Consider the following 19,716-nt stretch of genomic DNA (forward strand, 5'->3'; position numbering starts at 1 on the left):
GGTCATACCAGGCCCTGGCGGGCCGCCCACACCACGGTCTCGATGGGGGTGCGGAACCCGAGCTGGTCGCACATCGCGCGCAGCCTCCTGCGGATGGTGCGTTCCGAAAGCTGGAGCCTTCGTGCGATGGCCTCGATGGGCAGCCCACTGGCCAGCAGCCGCAGCAAGGTGAGTTCGTCCCTGCTCAGCGCAACGCCTTCGTTGGCAATCACCACGCCGCTCTCCCTGGCCGAGTCCGCTAAATCGTTTCAAACTCGCGCTGCAAGTAGCCTGCGGTCTGCGCTCCCGGGTGTCAAGGGTTACGGCTCGTGAACGTCCACTCGCCGTGCCCGGCGGAGTACACGGCGAAGCCGGGCTCGGCCCGCACGAATCGGGTCCCGCGCGGCGCGCGGACGTCGGCGCGCGCGGCCGCGGGCACGTGCACCTCGGCCGTCGCGCCCACCGGGACGCCCACGGTGAGCCTCAGCTCGCCGTCGAGCCGCGCCCAGCCCGCGCTCACCTCACCGCGCACGGTGTCGAGCGACGTGCGCGCCCACGACACGCCCGTGCGCGCGTCCGGGCGCACCACGAACCGGGCGTAGCCGGCGTCGCCGGGCCGCAGGCCGCCAACGTTCTCGTAGAGCCACTGCGTCACGGTGCCCTGGAAGTAGTGGTCCCTCGACCGCGAGTCGAGATGCCACATCTCCCACATCGTGTCGGCGCCGCTGTCGAACCAGTAGCCCCAGCTCGGGTACGAGCGCTGGGTCGCGATGGCGTGCGCGACATCGGCGTGGCCGTGCGCGCTGAGCACCCGCAGCAGCACGCTCGTGCCCAGCGCACCGGTGTTGAGATGGTCGCCGCGGGCGCGGATGTCGGCGACGAGGCTCGACACCACCGACGCCTCCGCACCGGGCGGCACGAGCCCGAACGCGAGCGGGACCGCGTTCGACGTCTGCCGGTAGTCCGGGTCCTTCGCGGTCCGGTAGTGCCCCTCCGGTGCGAGGAACGCGGCGTTGAGGGCGGCCTTCAGCCCGTCGGCGACGGACCGGTAGCGCTCGGCGACCTCCGGCTCGCCGAGCACGTCGCCCAGCTCGGCCGTGCCGAGCAGCGCGCGGTAGAGGTACGCGGTGGCGGTGAGCCGCGTGTCCTCCGGCGGGTTGCCGCCGTAGCCGGGCGGCAGGTAGTCGCCGAGCGCGGTCACGGCGAGGCCGTCCTGGAGCCTGCCGATCTCCCAGTCGAGGTAGCGCACGAGCGGGTCCCAGTGCCGCCGCGCGAGCCGCAGGTCGCCGTAGCTGCGGTACATCTCGCGCAGCAGGAACGGGAACACGGTCGTCCACTCCGGGGCCGGAGCGAGCTCGGTGTAGCCCCAGCCGCCGCTCGGCACGATCACCGGCAGCTGCCCTGGCGCGCTCTGGCTGTCGGCGAGGTCCCCGATCCACTTGGTCAGGAAGCGCTCCATGCCGAACGCGTGGAGCATCGTGGGCGCCCCGACCTGCGCGTCGCCGGTCCAGCCGTTCTTCTCGTACATCGGGGTGTCGGTGGGGATGCCGTGCAGGTTGTTGAGCACGGTGCGCCGCATCGCCCGGTCCAGCTGCTCGTAGAACGGCTCCGAGCAGCGGAACGAGCCGGTCTCGCGCACGGCGCTGTGCACCACGCGGCCGAGCACGTCCTCGGGCGCCGGCTTCGCGGGCAGGCCGCTCACCTGCACATACCGGAAGCCCTTGTAGGAGAACCTGGGCTCCCACGTCTCGGTGCCGGTTCCCGCGCACACGTAGGTGTCGAGCTGGAACCGCCCGGGCACATGGCCGGTCTGGGCCTGCACGCTGCCGTCCGCGCCGAGCCGTTCGCCGTGCAGCAGGCTCACCTCGGTGCCTTCGGGCGCGCGCACGGTGAGCCTCGTCCAGCCCGCCATCGTCCGTCCCATGTCGACGACGTACTCGCCGGGCCGCAGCTCGGTGATCGCGACGGGCCGGATGGTCTCGACCACCTCGATCGGCTCGTGGTCCTGCGCACGCAGCACGCCCTTCGGCGCGGCCCGCACCTCGGGCGCCTGCCAGCCGCCGTCGTCGAAACCGGGCTCGGTCCAGCCCTTCGGCTCCAGGCGCGCGTCGTGGCTTTCGCCCGCGTAGAGGGAGTTCGTGAGGGTCGGGCCAGTGGTGAGCCGCCAGTCCGGGCCGCTGGCGACCGTCGTGCGCGTGCCATCCGGGTGGTCGATCTCCAGCTGCGCCAGCAACGCCGGCTCGCCACGCCACGTGGGCCGCTGCCAGTTCCAGACGTTGGGCGTGGTCATCGCGTAGAAGCCCCGGCCGAGGGTCACGCCGATCGCGTTGGCGCCCTTGCGGAGCAGCTCCGTCACGTCGTGCGTCGCGTACAGCACGGTCTCGTCGTAGTCGGTGAAGCCGGGGTCGAGCACCTGCCTGCCCACGCGCCTGCCGTTGAGGTGTGCCTCGTAGTAGGCGAGCCCGCTGACGTAGAGCCGGGCGCGGGCGACGGGCTCGCGCACGGTGAACTCCGTGCGCAACAGCGGCGCGGGCGCCTCGTCGACGGCGACGGAGACCTGGCCGCCCCACGGACCCTGGCCGTACGGCGCGAGCACCACCGCGGGCTCCCATCCGCTGTCGTCGAACGCCGGGTCCGGCCAGCCGCTCTGCTCGGTCTCGGCGACGAGCCAGTCCTCGCCGGTCACCAGCTCGCGCCGTTGCCCGCCCGCGAGGTCCACCACGAGCCGCACCAGCAGGCCGCCGGGGTTGACCGACGCGTTGCCGCGGTTGGTGGCGAGCGCGGCGAGCACCACGCGGCCGCCCGAGGCGCGCACCTGCTCGGTGACGTCGGCCTGCTGTGCGCTCTTCCAGCCGTCGACCCGCTCGGGAGCGTGCAGGACCTGCCGCCCGCCGAGATGAAGGGTGAAGTCGTCGTCGGCGGTGGCCACCACGCGCGCCTCCGTCACCTCGGCGTCGGCGGGCAGGTCGAGCGCGGCGCGGAACCAGCGCGGCCCGGTGGGCGCGCCGGTCGGGGTCGCTCCGGTTCCCCAGATCCAGGAGGTACCGGTGAAGTCGAGCGGCGCGGGCGGAGCCGCGGCGCCGATCCACCGGGCTCGCCACGGGGTTGCGAGCAGCGCGGTCTCCCACCAGCGCGCGGCGCTCCACGCCGACGGCCTGCCGTCGCCGTCCCACACGCGGACCCGCCAGTGGTAGCGGGTGCGTGGCCGCAGCGGCGGGCCCGCGTAGGCGATGCCCACCGACTCGGCCGAGACGACCCTGCCCGAGTCCCAGACCGCGCCCGGCCTGCGCGGATCGGTGCCCACCTGTACCTGGTAGGCGCTCTGGCTCGCGCCGTGCCCGTGCGCGGCGAGCACCCACGACAGGCGCGGCTCGGCGACGTCGGTGCCCAGCAGCGTCGACGCGTACTCCACCGTGGTGCGCTCCACCCGCAGCCTGCCGGGCGGCTCGGCTCCCGCCTGCGCCGCGGGCAGTGCGAACGCCGCGACGCCGCCGGCGGCCGAACCGTGAAGGAAACCCCTGCGGCTCAAACCCTGACCCTGAATCGTTTCAAACCCGGACGGCTCTGTCACGTGCCGGAGGTTAGCCCGACTTACCGGCAAGACCGCCGAGATTGTCCGGTTTCGGACATCCTCGTCCCACCGACAACAGAAAGAGTCTTGACAACAAAAGTTGTCGGTGGGAGAGTTCCGGTGTCCGACACGACAGGAGAACCGACATGGGCCACCGATTCGAGAAGCACGACGAGCTCGCGCTGGACGCCACGCCCGAGCAGGTCTGGGACGCGATCGCGACCGGTCCCGGCATCGACTCGTGGTTCATGGGCCGCAACGACGTCCAACCCGGCGAGGGCGGCACCGTCCGCACACTGTTCGGCGGGTACGCGCCCGAGTCACCCATCACCTCATGGGAACCCGGCAAGCGCCTGGCCTACGGCGGCGAGCAGGCCGAGGACGGCCGGTTCGTCGCCTACGAGTTCCTCATCGAGGGCCGGGGCGGCGGCAGCACCGTGCTCCGCATGGTGACGAGCGGCTTCATCCCCGGCGACGACTGGGCCGACGAGTTCGAGGCCATGAGCAAGGGCGGCGCGCTGTTCATCAGCACACTGGCCACCTACCTCACGCACTTCGCTGGCCGCGTCGCGACCCCGCTCACCGTCTTCGGCCCGCCGGTCGGCGACTGGGAGCGCACGTGGAGCGCCGCGCGCGCGGCGCTCGGCCTCGGCGAGCACGTCTCCGAGGGCGACCCGGCACGGTTCACTGTGGACGGAGACGTCGTCGAGGGCGTGGTCTACTCCGTCAACTCGCAGACGATCGGCATCCGCACGCCCGACGCGCTGTACCGCCTCCTCCAGGGCTTCCACGGCGCGCTCGTCGCCGGCCACCACTTCTTCTCCACTGTGGACACCACTCACACCGAAAACGTCTGGCAGGCCTGGCTGGCCGGCCTCTCCCAGGAAGGCAACGACAGATGAGCACCGTGACCTCAGCCGACGGCACCAGGATCGCCTACGACCGGATCGGCAGCGGCGAACCGCTGATCCTCGTCGACGGCGCCATGTGCTACCGGGGCCAGGGCCCCATGACGGCACTCGCCAAGGAGCTGGCGCCGTCGTTCACCGTCTACACCTATGACCGCAGGGGCCGCGGCGAGAGCGGCGACACCCAGCCCTACGCCGTGGAGCGGGAGCTGGAGGACCTCGCGGCACTGCTCAAGGAAGCGGGCGGATCCGCGCACCTCTTCGGCGCCTCATCCGGGGCGATGGTGGCGCTGGAGGCCGTGAACAGCGGTCTGCCGGTGCGCAGGCTCGCAATGTACGAACCGCCGTTGATCGTCGACGACAGCAGGCCGCCGATCCCGGCGGACCTCGCCGCGCAGTACGAGCGGGCGCTCGCGCAGGGCAAGCCCGGCGACGCGGTCGCGAACTTCATGCGGCAGGTCGAGGTTCCCGGCTTCATGATCGCGCTGATGCGGCTGCTGCCGGTGTGGCGCAAGCTCAAGGGCGTGGCACTGACGCTGCCCTACGACGCCGCGTTCGTGACGCCCTTCCAGCAGGGCAAGCCGTTGCCGGAGAACCGGTGGAGGGGCGTCGGCGTGCCGACGCTCGTCGCCGACGGCGGCAAGAGCCCGGCGTGGATGCGGGCCGGCGTCAAGGCGCTGGCCGACCTCCTGCCCGGCGCCGAGTACCGCACCCTCCCCGGCCAGACCCACATGATCAAGGAAAAGGTCCTGGCCCCGGTGCTGACGGCCTTCCTCACCCGCTGAAGCCCGCCACATGCACCGGGCGGGCTTGCCGCTTCCGTAGGATCGCGGGGGTGACTTCCCCCGAGGTGTCCGAGACGCTGCAGGTACTCAACCGGGTCTTCGGCTACGACTCGTTCCGGCCGGGCCAGCAGGAGATCGTCGACCACGTCACCGGCGGTGGCGACGCGCTCGTGCTCATGCCTACCGGTGGTGGCAAGTCCCTGTGTTACCAGATCCCCGCGCTCGTCCGGCAGGGCGTGGGCGTGGTCATCTCGCCGCTCATCGCACTCATGCAGGACCAGGTCGACGCGCTGCGGGCGCTCGGCGTGCGGGCAGGTTTCCTCAACTCGACGCAGGATCCCGACGAGCGGCGCATGGTCGAGGCGGAGTTCCTCGCCGGCGAGCTGGACCTGCTGTACCTCGCCCCGGAGCGGTTGCGGGTGGAATCCACGCTCCAGCTGCTCGACCGCGGGAAGGTCGCGCTGTTCGCGATCGACGAGGCGCACTGTGTTTCCCAGTGGGGGCACGACTTCCGGCCCGATTACCTCGCGCTGTCCGACCTCCACGAGCGCTGGCCCGACGTGCCGCGCATCGCGCTCACGGCCACCGCCACCAAGGCCACCCACGCCGAGATCGCCGCGAGGCTCAAGCTCGAGGACGCCCACCACTTCGTCGCGAGCTTCGACCGGCCCAACATCCAGTACCGCATCGTCCCGAAGAACGAGCCCCGCAAGCAGCTGCTGGAACTGCTGCGGAACGAACACTCGGGCGACGGAGGCATCGTCTACTGCCTCAGCCGCAAGTCGGTGGAGGAGACCGCGGAGTTCCTGGTACGCAACGGGATCGAGGCGCTGCCCTACCACGCGGGGCTCGACGCGCGGACCCGCTCCGAGCACCAGGCCCGGTTCCTGCGTGAGGACGGGCTCGTCGTGGTCGCCACGATCGCGTTCGGCATGGGCATCGACAAACCGGACGTCCGCTTCGTCGCTCACCTCGACCTGCCCAAGTCGGTGGAGGGCTACTACCAGGAGACCGGGCGCGCAGGCCGCGACGGCCTGCCCTCGACTGCGTGGCTGGCCTACGGCCTGCAGGACGTGGTGCAGCAGCGCAAGCTGATCGACGGCGGCGAGGGCGACGCGGCACACCGGCGCAAGCAGAGCGCTCACCTCGACGCGATGCTCGCGCTGTGCGAGACGGTCGAGTGCAGGCGCGTGCAGCTGCTCGCCTACTTCGGCCAGGACGGCACCGCGTGCGGCAACTGCGACACCTGCCTCGCGCCGCCGGAGTCGTGGGACGGCACGGTCGCGGCACAGAAGCTGCTGTCCACGGTCGTGCGGCTGCGCCGCGAGCGCAGGCAGAAGTTCGGCGCGGGCCAGATCATCGACATCCTGCTCGGCCGCAAGACCAGCAAGGTCGTCCAGCACGACCACGACTCGCTGAGCGTCTTCGGGGTCGGCACGGAGCTCGCCGAGAGCGAATGGCGAGGCGTGGTGCGGCAGCTGCTCGCCAAGGGCCTGCTCGCCGTGGAGGGCGACTACGGAACGCTCGTGACCACGCCGGCCAGCGACGAGGTGCTGTACCAGGGCCGCAAGGTCCTGCTGCGGCGCGAGCCGAAGCGGGCCGCGAAGGCATCCACGCGAACGCGCAGGGCCGAGGCCGCCGAGCTGCCGGAGGAGGCGGCACCGGTGTTCGAGAAGCTGCGTGCGTGGCGGGCGGCGACGGCGAAGGAGCAGGGCGTTCCGGCCTACGTGATCTTCCACGACGCGACGCTGCGGCAGATCGCCACGGAACGGCCCAGCACGCTCGCCGAGCTGGGCGGGGTGAACGGGGTCGGCGAGAACAAGCTGGCCAAGTACGGGGAGCAGCTGCTCGAGGCGCTCAGCGCGTAGCGTCCCCCGCGTCCTTCGCGTCGTTCGCCTCCTGGGCCTTGGCTCGTCTGCGCCGCACCACGATCACCACGGCGACCACGGCCACGACCACGCCGAGCACGATCCAGCTGCCCGCGCCGACGGCCTTCTCGATCCGCCTTGCCGCCTCGCCCGCCGCCACCCCGATACCGATGTGCAGGGCGCACCAGGCGGCCGCGCCGACCACCACGGCGGGCAGGAACTTGCGCAGCGGCAGCCGGGCCGTGCCCGCGGCGGCGGGCATGAGCGTACGCAGCACGGGCAGGAAGATCGCGATCAGCACGGCCAAGGCGCCTCGCCTGCGCAGCACGTCGGTGGTGCGGTCCCAGCCGTCGGCGCCGTGCCTGCGCACGACCTTGGTTTGCCGCAGCTTCGGCCCGAGCTTCCAGCCGATCAGGTAGCCCACCGAGTCGCCCGCGATCGCGCAGACCGTCGTCACCGACCACATCAGCAGGAACTCGGGCACGCTGCCGACGGTGGTACCCAGGATGAACAGGCCGGTCTCTCCCGGTGCGACGAAGCCGAGCCCGAGGGTGCACTCGCCGAACACGAGCAGGCCCGCGGCGGCGATCAGCCCCGCGGGAGGAAGGCCACGCAACCAGTCGAGGACGTCGGTCAGCAATGGCGAATCCCTTTCGAATCGGGGCCTGGACGTCGCATTTCTTCATCCTATCGGGCCATTTGGCGTGTCGCCTTTTATTACCCGTTGCACACCCGTCGCCACCAAGGCAGGTGGCCAACCCATGCACGCGCCTGCAAAAGCCCACACCCAGAGTAAACGACTGAAAATGCCATTGTCGCTCCTCGTCGGATTAACGGGACATTAAACATGGAGCTTGTGTGACCTGTATCACAACTACGTCGGGTGAGAAGGTCCGCAAATGCCCCGCTGTACATGGGCTCGTCAACGAGTAACTTCGTCGCCGGTTGCGGTGATCACGCGGCCGAAGCAAAACCGAAACCGAGTCGATAGGAATGGTTGAAGTGTTGAAGAAATCTGCATTTGTCGCCGCGGCGGCGGCCGGACTGATGATGATCGGCTCGCCCGCGTTCGCCAGCGGTGAGATCGACGAGGAGCAGAACGACACCGGCCAGCTCGGCCTCGTGAACGTCGACGACGTCCTCAACGACAACAACGTCGGCGTCTGCGACAACCACGTGAACGTCCTGGGCGTGCAGGTCGCCGACGTGCTCAACGGCCTCGGCGTGCCGCTGCTCTCCCCTGCGGCCGAGACCGAAGCAGCCGCCCCCGACGTCTGCGTCGCCGAATCCGAGGACTGATTCACCCAGAACTTCAGCGCGAACACACACATACACACACTCGAGCGCGGGTGGGGCACACGCCCCGCCCGCGTTCGATTTCGCGTGTTTGATCTTTTGGGATTCGACAATGCCGCGACTCGGCGGCCAATCATTGTCGAAAGCCGACGGCTCAATCGAGGAGCGCGGAATCCGTCGCGACGGACCGAAGACGCACGAGTAACGCGGTCCGTACGCGGTCGTACAATTGTGGATCATCGTGCAACAGCGCATCCTGGCCTCCACCCCTGGCCAATGCGTCGAGTTCGAACGCCAATTGCGCCGCGTCGGTCTCGGGCGTGATTTCCCCGAGTTCGCGAGCCTCGTCGATGGTCCGTTCGTAAAGTCGCTGCCAGTCGCGGCGCGCCGCGGCCACGGCATCACGGACACGACCCGGCCTGGCATCGAACTCGGCCGCCACCGACAGGAAGAAACAGCCGCCGGGAAACACCGGCTCCCTGGCGTACGCGAGCCAGGACTCGCACAGCGCCCGCACGCGCCGGATTCCCGCCGGGGCTCGCCGGGCCGGTCGGACGACCTTGTCGACGTAGACCTCCACGGCGGCGCGCACCGTCGCGAGCTGCAGTTCCTCCTTGGAGCCGAACTGCGCGAACACGCCGCTCTTGCTGAGTTCCAGCTCGGCCGCGAGGCGCCGGACGGACAGGCTCTCAAGCCCTTCGACCGAGGCGATGTCCATGGCCCGGTCGAGGATCGCCCGGCGGGAGTGCTGTCCGCGCTCGACGCGCTTGTCGACCCGTGGCCCGGTCATCACCACACCTGCCCTTCGCTCGGCACCAGCGTAAACCACGGGACAACTGTCCACTAATCAAGCTAGATCTGTCCGGAACATTGACTCATCACCTGCGAAAGTTTTACCGTACGACCGTCCACTTACTTTGAGGTGATGAGATGAGCCTGAGTGAGCACAGCGATCCGCACTGCCTGACCGACGAGGTCCTGTTCCCCCTGCTCTCCGGCGCACCGTGGCGCCGGTTCGCCGTGCTCGGCGACAGCGTCGCCGAGGGCGTCGGCGACCTGCTCGACGGCTACCCGCCGGTGCCGTGGGCCGACCGGGTCGCCGCCGCGCTGCGCGCGCACAACCCCGTGCTGGAGTACCTCAACCTCGGCAAACGCGGGCTCTTCGCCGAGGAGGTGAGCCGCTTCCAGCTGTCCCCTGCGCTGGCCTTCGAACCCGACCTGGCCGTGGTGGCGTGCGGCGGTAACGACATGCTGCGTCGCTCGTACGACCCCGGCGCGGTGGAGGTGGTGCTCGCGGGCATCGTGCGCGCGCTGCGGGAGGCGGGCAGCGAGGTGGTGACTGTCGGACTGTTTGACATCACGAGGTCACCCGTGCTGGCGCCCGAGGTGTCCGGTGGGCTGGAAACGCGGCTGCACGACCTGTCCGGCCGCACGCGCGCGATCGCCGAACGCGAGGGCGCGTGGCACGCGGACCTGACCTCGCACCCCGCGTCGTCGGAGGCGTCGATCTACAGCGTTGACGGCATCCACGTCAACGGCAGGGGCCACGCGATCGCGGCCACCGAAACCATCCGCCTCCTCGCAGCCCATCTGCAGTGAAGGCCACCTTCACTGCGGATTCCCCGCTCAACCAGCCTGCGGGGGAGCATCCAACCGGATCGCCGTGAGCAGCCGGTCGGCGAGCTCGGGCCTGCTGATCACCAGATCCGGCAGGTAGGGGTGGGACTCGTTGTAGCGCAAGGGAGAACCGTCCACGCGCGACGCGTGCAGCCCGGCCCCGAGCACGACCCCGACCGGCGCGGCGGAGTCCCATTCCCACTGCCCGCCCGCGTGCACGTACGCATCGGCCTCGCCGCGCAGCACCGCCATCGCCTTCGCGCCCGCCGAGCCCATCGGCACCAGTTCGGCGTCGAGCCGTTCGGCGACCGGCGCGGCGAACGCGGGCGGCCTGCTGTCGCTGACGAGCACCCGGATCCGGCCGTCATGCCTCGGTCCGAGCGAGGCGTCGTCACTGGCATGGACCAGTCCGAGCGCGGGCTGGGCGACGGCGGCCGCGGTGATGCCCCCGCCCCGCTCCCACAGCGCGACGTGCACGGCCCAGTCCGAGCGGCCCGGCTTGCTGAACTCGCGCGTGCCGTCGAGCGGGTCGATGATCCACACGCGGTCGGCGTCGAGGCGCGCCGGGTCGTCGGCCGACTCCTCGGAGAGCACGGCGTCACCGGGCCGCTCGGCGGCGAGCCTGCTCAGCAGCAGTGCGTTGGACTCGGCGTCACCCCGCTTGCCGAGTGCTTTCGGTTCCAGGTCGGTGCCGTTCTCCCGCACGGAGAGCAGCAGGTGCCCGGCTTCGTCGGCGAGCCGGGCGGCGAGTCGCGCGTCGGTGGTCACCGCTCCAGCAAAGCAAGGACTCGGGCGGCGAGTGTGGCCGGGTCGCCGTCGCCGGGATGGAGGACCAGGTCGGGGGCCGCCGGGGGCTCGTAGGGGGTGTCGATACCGGTGAAGCCGGTGAGCTCGCCCGCGCGGGCGCGTGCGTAGAGGCCCTTGGGGTCGCGGGCCTCGCACACCTCGAGCGGCGTGTCGACGTAGACCTCGACGAAGGGCAACCCGGCGGCCTCGTGCACGGCGCGGACACGATCACGGCCGGCGCGGTACGGGCTGATGAGGGAGACGACGGCGACCACGCCGGCGTCGGCGAACAGACGGGCGACCTCGCCGGCGCGGCGGACGTTCTCGGTGCGGTCGCGGGCGCTGAACCCGAGGTCGGCGTTGAGGCCGTGGCGGAGGTTGTCACCGTCGAGCAGGTAGGCGGGGCGGCCGAGCGCGACGAGCCTGCGTTCCAGCTCGACGGCGATGGTGGACTTGCCGGAGCCGGAAAGGCCGGTGAGCCAGATCGTGGCGCCCTGGGTGGGCCGTTGCTCGCGGGTGACGGCGGCGGACTGCCAGACCACGCTCCGGCCGGGCCGGCGGGGGCCGGTGAGCATGCCGGCGGCCACGGTGTCCTGGGTGACCGGGTCGATGAGCACGAAGCCGCCGGTGGTGCGGTTGCGGCGGTAGGGGTCGAACAGCAGTGGCCGCCGGGTGCGCAGCCGGACGCGACCGATCTCGTTGAGGCTCAACCCGGTCGCGGTCTCGTCGCGGTGCAGGGTGTTGACGTCGAGCCGGTAGTCCAGTTCGGCGACCGTGGCGGCGGTCTCACTGGTGGTGTGGCGCAGGAGGTAGTGGCTGCCGGGTTCGAGCCCGGCGTGCTCGGAGAACCAGCACACCATCGCGTCGAGGTCGCCGTCGGCGTGCGGGCGGTTGCCGGGGCGGCAGAGCAGGTCTCCCCTGCCCACGTCCAGCTCGTCGGCCAGCTCGACGGTCACCGCCTGGGGCGGGAACGCCTCCGCCACCGGCACCCCGCCGGGGCCCCACACCGCGCGCACGGTGGTGGAGAACCCCGAGGGCAGCACCAGCACCTCGTCGCCGGGTTTGAGCACCCCGCCCGCCATCGTGCCCGCGTAGCCGCGGAAGTCGCCGGCGCGGATCACGTACTGCACCGGCAGCCGCACGTCGATGAGGTTGCGGTCGGAGGCCACGTGCACCTGCTCGAGGTGGTGCAGCAGCGACGGGCCCTCGTACCACGGCATCGCCGCGCCCCGGTGCACCACGTTGTCGCCGTGCAGCGCCGAGATCGGCACGAACGTCAGGTCGTGCACGTCCAGCCGGGTCGCGAACCGGGCGAAGTCGTCCTTGATCTCCTCGAACCGCTCCCGCGACCAGCCCACCAGGTCCATCTTGTTCACGCACAGCACCAGATGGCCCACCCCGAGCAGGCTCGCCAGGAACGCGTGCCGCCTGCACTGCTCCACCACGCCCTTGCGCGCGTCCACCAGGATCAGCGCCACGTCCGCGGTGGAGGCGCCGGTGACCGTGTTGCGCGTGTACTGCACGTGCCCGGGGGTGTCGGCCAGGATGAACTTCCGCGCGGGCGTGGCGAAGTACCGGTACGCCACGTCGATCGTGATCCCCTGCTCGCGCTCCGCACGCAGCCCGTCGGTCACCAGCGCCAGATCAGGCCCGCCCGCGCCCCGGTCGCGGCTCGTGCGCTCCACCGCCGCCAGCTGGTCGGTGAACAGCGCCTTCGAATCGTGCAGCAACCGGCCGATCAGGGTGGACTTCCCGTCGTCCACACTGCCCGCCGTAGCCACGCGCAACAACGGAGGCACTAGAAGTACCCCTCCTTCTTGCGATCCTCCATGCCCGCCTCGGAGATGCGGTCGTCGGCCCGCGTCGCGCCCCGCTCGGTCACCCGGCTCGCCGCCACCTCGGCCACCACCTCCTCCGGCGTCGCCGCCGGGGACTCCACGCACCCCGTGCACGTCGCGTCCCCCACCGTGCGGAACCGCACCACCGCCTCGTAGGGCTCCTCCCCTGCCTCAGGCGCCAGGTGCCGCGAGCACGCCAGCAGCATCCCGTCGCGTTGGAACACCCGCCTGCGGTGCGCGAAGTACAACGACGGCAACGCGATCCGCTCCGCCGCGATGTAGGACCACACGTCCAGCTCGGTCCAGTTCGACAGCGGAAACACCCGGATGTGCTCGCCCTTGCGGTGCCGCCCGTTGTAGAGGTTCCACAGCTCGGGCCGCTGCCTGCGCGGATCCCACTGCCCGAACTCGTCGCGGAAGCTGAACACCCGCTCCTTCGCCCGCGCCTTCTCCTCGTCCCGGCGCGCCCCGCCGAACACCGCGTCGAAGGAGTGCTCCCTGATCATCCGCAGCAAGGTCACCGTCTGCAGCCGGTTGCGGCTCGCGCCCCGGCCGCGCTCCTCCACCACGCGCCCGGCGTCGAGGTCGTCCTGCACCCGCCCCACCAGCAGCCGCACCCCGAGCTCCCGCACCGCCCGGTCCCGGAACTCCAGCACCTCGTCGAAGTTGTGCCCCGTGTCGACGTGCAACACCGGAAACGGCAACGGCGCAGGCCAGAACGCCCGCACCGCCACGTGCAGCATCACCACCGAGTCCTTGCCGCCGGAGAACAGCAGCACCGGCCGCTCGAAGGTCGCCGCCACCTCGCGGAACACGTGCACGGCCTCGGCCTCGAGCACACCCGATTGCGAGAGCTCGTAGCCCGTCATCCGAAAAAATTAGAACAAGTTCTTGAAACTGGTCAAGGGTGCGCGGAAGCTGAACGACATGGACATCGCCAGTCTGGAAGAGATCAAGCGCGTCAAGTACCGCTACCTCCGCTGCGTCGACCTCAAGAGCTGGGACGAGCTTGAGGACGCGCTCGCCCCCGACGCGACGGCCGAGTACGGCACGCCCTCCGGCGGCGGGCCGCTCCGCTTCACCGGCCGCGAGGCGATCCTGGACTTCCTGCGCAACACGCTCGACCCCGGCATCATCACCGTGCACTCGGCGGGCCAGCCGGAGATCGAGATCGACGGCGACACGGCCGAGGGCACGTGGTCGTTCGAGGACACGGTGCTCGCCACCGAGCACAACAACACGATGATCAAGGGCGCGGCGTTCTACGAGGACCGCTACACGCGCGGCGCCGACGGCGTCTGGCGGATCCAGCACACCGGCTACACGCGCACCTACGAGTACCTCGTGCCGCTCGGCGACCTGCCCGGTTTCACGCTCACGGCCAACCGCTGGGCGAAGACCCCGCCATTGACCGCAAGCTAGAACACGTTCTACTCTCGGTCGGTGCTCACCCAGCCGTTCGCCGACGCCGTCGTCGAAGCAGAGAAGGTCATCGCCGAGGCGCCGCACATCCAGACCGAACAGGACCTGATCGAGGGCTACGACTACCTCGCGGGCAGCATCAGGGCGTCGCTGCAGCTCGCGTGGGCGTATGAACGGGACTTCCCCTACTTCGTCACCTCCACGGGGCCCTACACGAAGATGGGCCTCGACAACCCCGACGCGCTGTACTTCCACTCGTACCTGCGTGACGACGCCGAGTACGTGGTCACCGGAACCCGTGGCACCACAAGGGATCTGAGCTTCCAAGTGCTCAACGGCGACTACTCGCCGGTGGAGGTGCCCGACAGCCTCGCGGCCTTCGACGACCGTGAGCTGGAGATCAATGCCGACGGGCGGTTCGAGCTGCGGTTCGGCCCCGATCGCGGCAAGGCCGGCCCCGGATACTTCGTGCTGGGCAAGGGATCGGCGATGCTCGTGGTGCGCGAGGTCTACAGCGACTGGGCCACCGAGCGGCGCGGCACCCTGCGCATCCACCGCGCCGACCGCCTCGGTGCCGCACCGGAGCCGAAGGACCGCACGGCGCTGGAGAAGCGTTACGGCGTGGCCGGCAAGATCCTGCTCAGCAGGCTGCGGACGTTCCTCGCGTTCCCGGAGTGGTTCTACCTGAAGCTGCCGGTCAACACGATGACCGAGCCGAGGCGCACGCCCGGCGGGCTCGCGACGCAGTTCTCCTCGGCAGGCCACTACGACCTCGCCGACGACCAGGCGATGATCGTCACGGTCCCCGCCTCAGAGGCGCCGTACCAGGGCATCCAGCTCGGCAGCAGGTGGTACGTCTCGCTCGACTACCTCAACCACCAGACGAGCCTCACCGCCGACCAGGCGCGCGTGGACCCCGACGGCAAGCTGCGGTTCGTGATCAGCGAGCGCGACCCCGGCGTCGCCAACTGGCTGGAACGGCTCGGGCACGCCCGCGGCTACGTGCAGATCCGCTGGCAGCGGCTCTCCCGCGACCTCACGCCGGACGACGGACCCGAGGTCGACGTGGTGGACGTCGGCGAGCTGCCCGCGAAGCTGCCCTACTACGAGCAGGCCAGGGTGACACCCGAGGAGTGGACCGCGCGCATCGCGGCCAGGCAGACCGCCGTCGCGACGAGGATGCTCGGCTGATGTTGTTGCGGGACAAGGTGATCGTGGTGTCGGGCGTCGGGCCTGGGCTCGGCCGCTCGATCGCGGTCCAGTGTGCGAAGGCGGGCGCCGACCTCGTGCTCGCGGCGAGGACCGAGAAGCGGCTCGGCGAGGTGGCCAAGGAGGTCACCGAGCTGGGCAGGCGGGCCGTGACGGTGCGGGCCGACATCACCGACGACGACTCGGCCCGCCGCGTCGCCGAGACCACAGTGGACGCCTACGGGCGCATGGACGCGCTCGTCAACAACGCCTTCGCCATCCCACCGATGACCGACCTGCTCGACGTCGACCTCGACGCGGTGCGGGCGGGCTTCGAGACCAACGTGCTCGCGGCACTGCGGCTCACGCGGCTGTGCACGCCCGCGCTCGCCGAGACGGGCGGCGCCGTGGTGATGATCAACTCGGCGGTGCTGCGGCACTCCCGGCGCACGTTCGGCGCGTACAAGATGGCGAAGTCGAGCCTGCTGTCATTGGCGCAGAGCCTCTCCACCGAACTCGGCCCGCGCGGCATTCGCGTCAACTCGGTGGCGCCCGGCTACATCTGGGCGGGCTCGCTCAAGTGGTACTTCTCCTCTCTCGCCAGGGAACGCGGCGTGGACCCGCAGCAGGTCTACGCCGAGACCGCGGCGACCATCGACCTGCGCAAGCTGCCCGAACCCGACGAGATCGCCGACGCCGTGGTGTTCCTGGCCTCCCCCCTCGCCCGGGCGATCACCGGCCAATGCCTCGACGTCAACGGCGGCGAGTACCACCACTGAGGGGAACCCGATGAGCGTTGGCACCGTCGCCGACCTGCACGCCTCGGCCACGAAGATCACCGGACTCGACGACTTCGGCACCGACGACTACACCGACGGGCTCGCGGTGCTGCTGGAGTCCTACGAACGCGAGGCGGGACTGACCCAGCTGGGCCGCAGGGTGAAGCGGGCGTTCCTGCGGGGAGCGCTCGTCGCGCGACTGCTCAGCGAGGCCGCGTGGAAGGCCCGGCCCGAGTACGCCGACGTCACGATCGAGCGGCCGATCTTCGTCACGGGCCTGCCGCGCACCGGCACGACCGCGCTGCACCGGCTGCTCACCGCCGACCCCGCCCATCAGGGGCTGGAGGTGTGGCTGACCGAGGTGCCACAGCCGAGGCCGCCTCGGCGGACGTGGGCGGACAACCCGGTGTTCCAGCGCATCCAGGCCGGCTACGAGCAGTACCACGTGGAGCACCCCGAGTTCCTCGGCGTGCACGCGATGTCGGCGGACGAGGTGGAGGAGTGCTGGCAGCTGCTGCGGCAGTCACTGCGCTCGATCTCCTACGAGTGCCTCGCGCACGTGCCCGCGTACTCGGCGTGGCTGTCCGAACAGGACTGGGCACCCGCCTACCGCAGGCACCGGCGCAACCTGCAGCTGATCGGCCTGCCCGACGCGGGCCGGCGGTGGGTGCTGAAGAACCCCAGCCATCTGTTCGCGCTCGACGCGCTGCTCGCCGTGTACCCGGATGCGCTCGTGGTGCAGACCCACCGCGCCCCCAAGGTCGCGATCGCCTCGGTGTGCAGCCTCAACGCGCAGGCGAGCGCGCAGTGGTCGGAGACTTTCCGTGGCGAGACGGTGGGGCGCGACCAGCTGGAGCTGTGGGCGCGCGGGCTCGAGACGTTCACCGCCGAGCGGGCCAGGCACGACCAAGCGCGGTTCTACGACGTCCACTACGACGACTTCGTCGCCGACCCGGTGGGCACGGTCGAGTCGCTGTACGCCCACTTCGGGATCCCGTTCAGCGAGGAGGCGCGGGCCGCGATGCGCACGCTGCACGCCGAGAGCACCACGGGCGTCCGCAAACCGGCGCACCGCTACCGCCTCGCCGACTTCGGGCTCACGGAGGGGGATGTCGCCGAGCGGTTCGCCGCGGCCACCCCTTGCAACTAATATTGCCTCCGCTATCCTTGACGCAAACAAGGGAGGCAATCTTCGTGATCAGGCACTCGGCGACCCTGGCGATCAACGAGAAGCTGCAGGCGAAGCGGGCAGCGGGCGAGCAGGTGCTGCACCTCGGCTTCGGGGAGGCCGGGCTGCCCGTCCTGCCCGAGGTGCGCGACGTGCTGGCCGGGGCCGCGCACCGCAACGAGTACGGGGCCGTCGTCGGCTCCGCCGAGGCCCGGCAGGCGGCGGCGGGCTACTTCAGCAGGCGCGGGCTGCCGACCGAGGCCGACGACATCGTGCTGGCGCCCGGCAGCAAGGCGCTGCTCTTCGGACTGCTCGCCGTGCTGCCCGGCGACGTCGTGCTCCCGCAGCCGTCGTGGGTCAGCTACGCCGCACAGGCCGCCCTGCTCGGCAGGCGGGTGCTCGGCGTGCCGGTGCCGGAGAGCGCGGGCGGCGTGCCCGACCCGGAGCGGCTCGACCGGGCACTGACCGGCGCGCGCAAGGACGGCGCCGAGCCGGGCGTGCTGATCCTGACCGTGCCCGACAACCCCACCGGCACCCTCGCCGGGGCCGAACTGGTCAAGGAGGTCTGCGCTGTCGCCGGTGCGCACGGGCTGACGGTGCTCTCCGACGAGATCTACCGCGACCTCGTCCACGATTCTGCCGAGGTGCGCAGCCCGGCGGCCGAACTGCCCGAGCACACGGTGGTCACGGCCGGGCTCAGCAAGAACATGGCGCTCGGCGGTTACCGCATCGGCTTCGCCCGCGTGCCGCGGCCGGAGCAGCGCGCCGCGCTCGTCGGCGTGGCGAGCGAGGTGTGGTCGAGCCTGCCCGCACCGATGCAGGAGGTCGCGGCGTACGTGCTGGCGGAGCCCCCCGAGGTCCGCGCCCACATCGACGCGAGCAGGGCACTGCACGCGGCCGTCGCGCGCGCCGTGCACGCCGAGTTCACCGCGGCAGGCGCGGACTGTCGTGCGCCGCAGGCGGGCTTCTACCTGTACCCGGACCTGGAACCGTTGCGCGCCAAGGGCTTCACCACCGGCGCGCAGCTGGCCGAGCACCTGCTCGACCGGCACGGTGTCGGGGTACTGGCGGGCGCCGAGTTCGGCGACGACCCCGCCGCGCTCCGGTTCCGCGTGGCGACGAGCCTGCTCTACGGCGACGACGCCGAACAGCGGTGGTCGGCGTTGCGCAGTCCCGATCCCGTCACGTTGCCGTGGATCGCGCGGTCACTGGGGCACCTGCGTGACGCGCTGTCCGCCGTTCTCGACGGCGAGTAGTCGTAGGAGGGCTCCCGGCGGCACTTCGAGTACCTCCTCGAGGTACCTCAGTGCCGCGAGGGAACCGGGGCGCTCTGGGCGGCAACGGCCGGACTGCCAATGGCTCAGCGTCGCCAGGCTCACCGGCACGCCGCGGCGGCGCAACCGGTACTGGATCCGCTCGAGCCCGAGGCCCCTGGCACGTATCGCCGCACGCAACGCCACGGCGAAAGGTCCGGTCGCCAGCAGCGACTCCACCTCGCGCGTAGCACTCTGCCCCCGGTCCATCTGTGGTGTTCTCTGACCGGTCATCGCAGCTCCGCTCATCGAGGAACCGGTGCAGCGTATGGGCAACGCGAGAGGCGCCGGAAGGGGCAAAGGTCCCTTGTCAGCATCCCGCCCGCGAGTCGTACGCTCCCGCACGCGAGTCGTGCGCTCCGGACGCCGAGTTGTGCATTCCCGACGCCGAGTTGCCCATCGCCGGAAGAGGCTCCCCGCGCCGAAACGCACAACTCGCGGTCCTGAACGCAAGACTCGCGAACGGGAACGCAAGACTCGCGGGGCGTCAGCGGACCGCTACTGACAGCGCCTGCGCGATCTCCGTACCGAGTGCGTGGGTTTCCGCGCGGGCCGGAGGGCCCACCTTCACCACCACCGGACCGCCGAAGGGCTGACGCTCGACCACCTCAATCCGGTCACCCAGGGTGATCGAGCGCTCCGCGAGATAGCGCAGGAGGTCCGGATCGGTGTCCCACACCCTCACGATCTCGCCGACCGAGCCCGCCGGCAGCTCGTCGAGCAGGCGGGTCGACAGCTCCTCGACGCTGCCGTCCGCCGCGGGAATGGGATCGCCGTGCGGGTCACGGACCGGGTTGCCGAGCTTCGCCGCGATCCGCTCGACGAGCAGATCGGACACCACGTGCTCCAGCAGATCGGCCTCGCTGTGCACCTCGTCCCATGTGTAGCCGAGCTCCGAAACGAGGTACGACTCGATCAGCCGGTGCCTGCGCAGCACCGACCTCGCCAGCTGCCTGCCCGCGGGCGTCAGCTCGATGCCGCGGTACGGCACGTGCGCCACCAGCCCCTGCTGCGACAGCTTCGTCACCATCCCCGACGCCGAGGACGGACTCACCTCGAGCCGCGCCGCCAGCGACGTGTTGGTGACCTGCTCACTACGCTCGACCAGGCCATAGATAGCCCTCACGTAATCCTCGATCGAGGACGAACGCCGGTAGGTGCCATCTGCCATGCCCTCCACGATACGGACCTCACTTCA

At 70.7% G+C, this 19,716-nt stretch carries 19 protein-coding genes; 10 read left to right on the forward strand and 9 right to left on the reverse strand.

The window, feature by feature from the left end; all coding sequences use genetic code 11:
* Positions 1-2: 2 nt before the first annotated feature.
* Both BA062_RS34665 and BA062_RS34670 read right to left on the reverse strand, forming a co-directional pair.
* Positions 3-215, reverse strand: a complete 213-nt coding sequence (locus BA062_RS34665) for a LuxR C-terminal-related transcriptional regulator (protein WP_391359423.1) — start codon at positions 213-215, stop codon at positions 3-5.
* A 77-nt stretch (positions 216-292) separates the two neighbouring features.
* Positions 293-3,508, reverse strand: coding sequence for a family 78 glycoside hydrolase catalytic domain (locus BA062_RS34670; RefSeq protein WP_245960154.1), 3,216 nt, complete (start codon positions 3,506-3,508; stop codon positions 293-295).
* A 188-nt stretch (positions 3,509-3,696) separates the two neighbouring features.
* Here BA062_RS34670 and BA062_RS34675 point away from each other — a divergent pair, with 188 nt between their 5' ends.
* The 3 genes from BA062_RS34675 to recQ are packed head-to-tail and all read left to right on the forward strand — an operon-like array spanning position 3,697 to position 7,111.
* Positions 3,697-4,452, forward strand: a complete 756-nt coding sequence (locus BA062_RS34675; protein ID WP_110343370.1) for an SRPBCC family protein — start codon at positions 3,697-3,699, stop codon at positions 4,450-4,452.
* On the forward strand, positions 4,449-5,243 hold the full coding sequence (locus BA062_RS34680; protein ID WP_110343371.1) for an alpha/beta fold hydrolase: 795 nt from the start codon (positions 4,449-4,451) through the stop codon (positions 5,241-5,243). Before BA062_RS34675 ends, BA062_RS34680 begins: the two co-directional genes overlap by 4 nt.
* A 50-nt stretch (positions 5,244-5,293) precedes the next feature.
* Positions 5,294-7,111 carry a DNA helicase RecQ gene (gene recQ, locus BA062_RS34685; protein WP_110343372.1) on the forward strand — a complete coding sequence of 606 codons (1,818 nt, stop codon included), beginning with the start codon at positions 5,294-5,296 and terminating at the stop codon, positions 7,109-7,111.
* Here recQ and BA062_RS34690 read toward each other — a convergent pair.
* Positions 7,101-7,751, reverse strand: coding sequence for a DedA family protein (locus BA062_RS34690; RefSeq protein ID WP_110343373.1), 651 nt, complete (start codon positions 7,749-7,751; stop codon positions 7,101-7,103). The two genes, recQ and BA062_RS34690, sit on opposite strands and share 11 nt — an antisense overlap.
* A gap of 353 nt (positions 7,752-8,104) precedes the next feature.
* Here BA062_RS34690 and BA062_RS34695 point away from each other — a divergent pair, with 353 nt between their 5' ends.
* Positions 8,105-8,410: a hypothetical protein gene (locus tag BA062_RS34695; RefSeq protein ID WP_245960155.1), complete on the forward strand. Its 306-nt coding sequence runs from the start codon at positions 8,105-8,107 to the stop codon at positions 8,408-8,410.
* A 151-nt stretch (positions 8,411-8,561) separates the two neighbouring features.
* Here the strand turns inward: BA062_RS34695 and BA062_RS34700 are convergent, their stop codons facing one another.
* On the reverse strand, positions 8,562-9,197 hold the full coding sequence (locus tag BA062_RS34700) for a TetR/AcrR family transcriptional regulator (RefSeq protein WP_110343375.1): 636 nt from the start codon (positions 9,195-9,197) through the stop codon (positions 8,562-8,564).
* 140 nt (positions 9,198-9,337) lie between these two features.
* Here BA062_RS34700 and BA062_RS34705 point away from each other — a divergent pair, with 140 nt between their 5' ends.
* Complete coding sequence (locus tag BA062_RS34705) at positions 9,338-10,006, forward strand: SGNH/GDSL hydrolase family protein (RefSeq protein WP_110343376.1); 669 nt, start codon at positions 9,338-9,340, stop codon at positions 10,004-10,006.
* 27 nt (positions 10,007-10,033) lie between these two features.
* Here BA062_RS34705 and BA062_RS34710 read toward each other — a convergent pair whose 3' ends face one another.
* From BA062_RS34710 to cysD, 3 genes are read right to left on the reverse strand one after another with little or no spacing between them, the layout of a single operon-like run.
* Positions 10,034-10,792 carry a 3'(2'),5'-bisphosphate nucleotidase CysQ gene (locus BA062_RS34710; protein ID WP_110343377.1) on the reverse strand — a complete coding sequence of 253 codons (759 nt, stop codon included), beginning with the start codon at positions 10,790-10,792 and terminating at the stop codon, positions 10,034-10,036.
* Positions 10,789-12,600, reverse strand: coding sequence for an adenylyl-sulfate kinase (gene cysC, locus BA062_RS34715; RefSeq protein ID WP_425452995.1), 1,812 nt, complete (start codon positions 12,598-12,600; stop codon positions 10,789-10,791). Before cysC ends, BA062_RS34710 begins: the two co-directional genes overlap by 4 nt.
* Before the next feature lie 8 nt (positions 12,601-12,608).
* Entirely contained in the window at positions 12,609-13,517 is a 909-nt protein-coding gene (cysD, locus tag BA062_RS34720; RefSeq protein WP_110343379.1) for a sulfate adenylyltransferase subunit CysD, read from the reverse strand.
* Positions 13,518-13,575: 58 nt separating this feature from the next.
* Between cysD and BA062_RS34725 the strand changes: the two genes are divergently transcribed.
* Genes BA062_RS34725 through BA062_RS34745 form a run of 5 tightly spaced genes read left to right on the forward strand, consistent with a single transcriptional unit; the run spans position 13,576 to position 18,461 of the window.
* The gene (locus tag BA062_RS34725) at positions 13,576-14,070 is read left to right on the forward strand and encodes a nuclear transport factor 2 family protein (protein WP_110343422.1); all 495 of its coding nucleotides are present in this window, start codon (positions 13,576-13,578) and stop codon (positions 14,068-14,070) included.
* Positions 14,071-14,091: 21 nt separating this feature from the next.
* A complete protein-coding gene (locus BA062_RS34730; protein ID WP_110343380.1) occupies positions 14,092-15,261 on the forward strand; it encodes a hypothetical protein in 1,170 nt (389 codons plus the stop codon).
* Complete coding sequence (locus tag BA062_RS34735; RefSeq protein WP_110343381.1) at positions 15,261-16,037, forward strand: SDR family oxidoreductase; 777 nt, start codon at positions 15,261-15,263, stop codon at positions 16,035-16,037. The genes BA062_RS34730 and BA062_RS34735 overlap by 1 nt, the downstream gene beginning before the upstream one ends.
* Before the next feature lie 10 nt (positions 16,038-16,047).
* On the forward strand, positions 16,048-17,187 hold the full coding sequence (locus BA062_RS34740) for a sulfotransferase family protein (RefSeq protein ID WP_110343382.1): 1,140 nt from the start codon (positions 16,048-16,050) through the stop codon (positions 17,185-17,187).
* A gap of 44 nt (positions 17,188-17,231) precedes the next feature.
* The gene (locus BA062_RS34745; protein ID WP_110343383.1) at positions 17,232-18,461 is read left to right on the forward strand and encodes a pyridoxal phosphate-dependent aminotransferase; all 1,230 of its coding nucleotides are present in this window, start codon (positions 17,232-17,234) and stop codon (positions 18,459-18,461) included.
* Here BA062_RS34745 and BA062_RS34750 read toward each other — a convergent pair.
* Both BA062_RS34750 and BA062_RS34755 read right to left on the reverse strand, forming a co-directional pair.
* Complete coding sequence (locus BA062_RS34750) at positions 18,411-18,752, reverse strand: transcriptional regulator (protein WP_110343384.1); 342 nt, start codon at positions 18,750-18,752, stop codon at positions 18,411-18,413. The two genes, BA062_RS34745 and BA062_RS34750, sit on opposite strands and share 51 nt — an antisense overlap.
* A 253-nt stretch (positions 18,753-19,005) precedes the next feature.
* Positions 19,006-19,689 carry a metal-dependent transcriptional regulator gene (locus tag BA062_RS34755; protein WP_110343385.1) on the reverse strand — a complete coding sequence of 228 codons (684 nt, stop codon included), beginning with the start codon at positions 19,687-19,689 and terminating at the stop codon, positions 19,006-19,008.
* Between the last annotated feature and the right edge of the window lie 27 nt (positions 19,690-19,716).

The sequence above is a fragment of the Prauserella flavalba genome (assembly GCF_003202235.1).
Taxonomy (GTDB): domain Bacteria; phylum Actinomycetota; class Actinomycetes; order Mycobacteriales; family Pseudonocardiaceae; genus Prauserella_A; species Prauserella_A flavalba.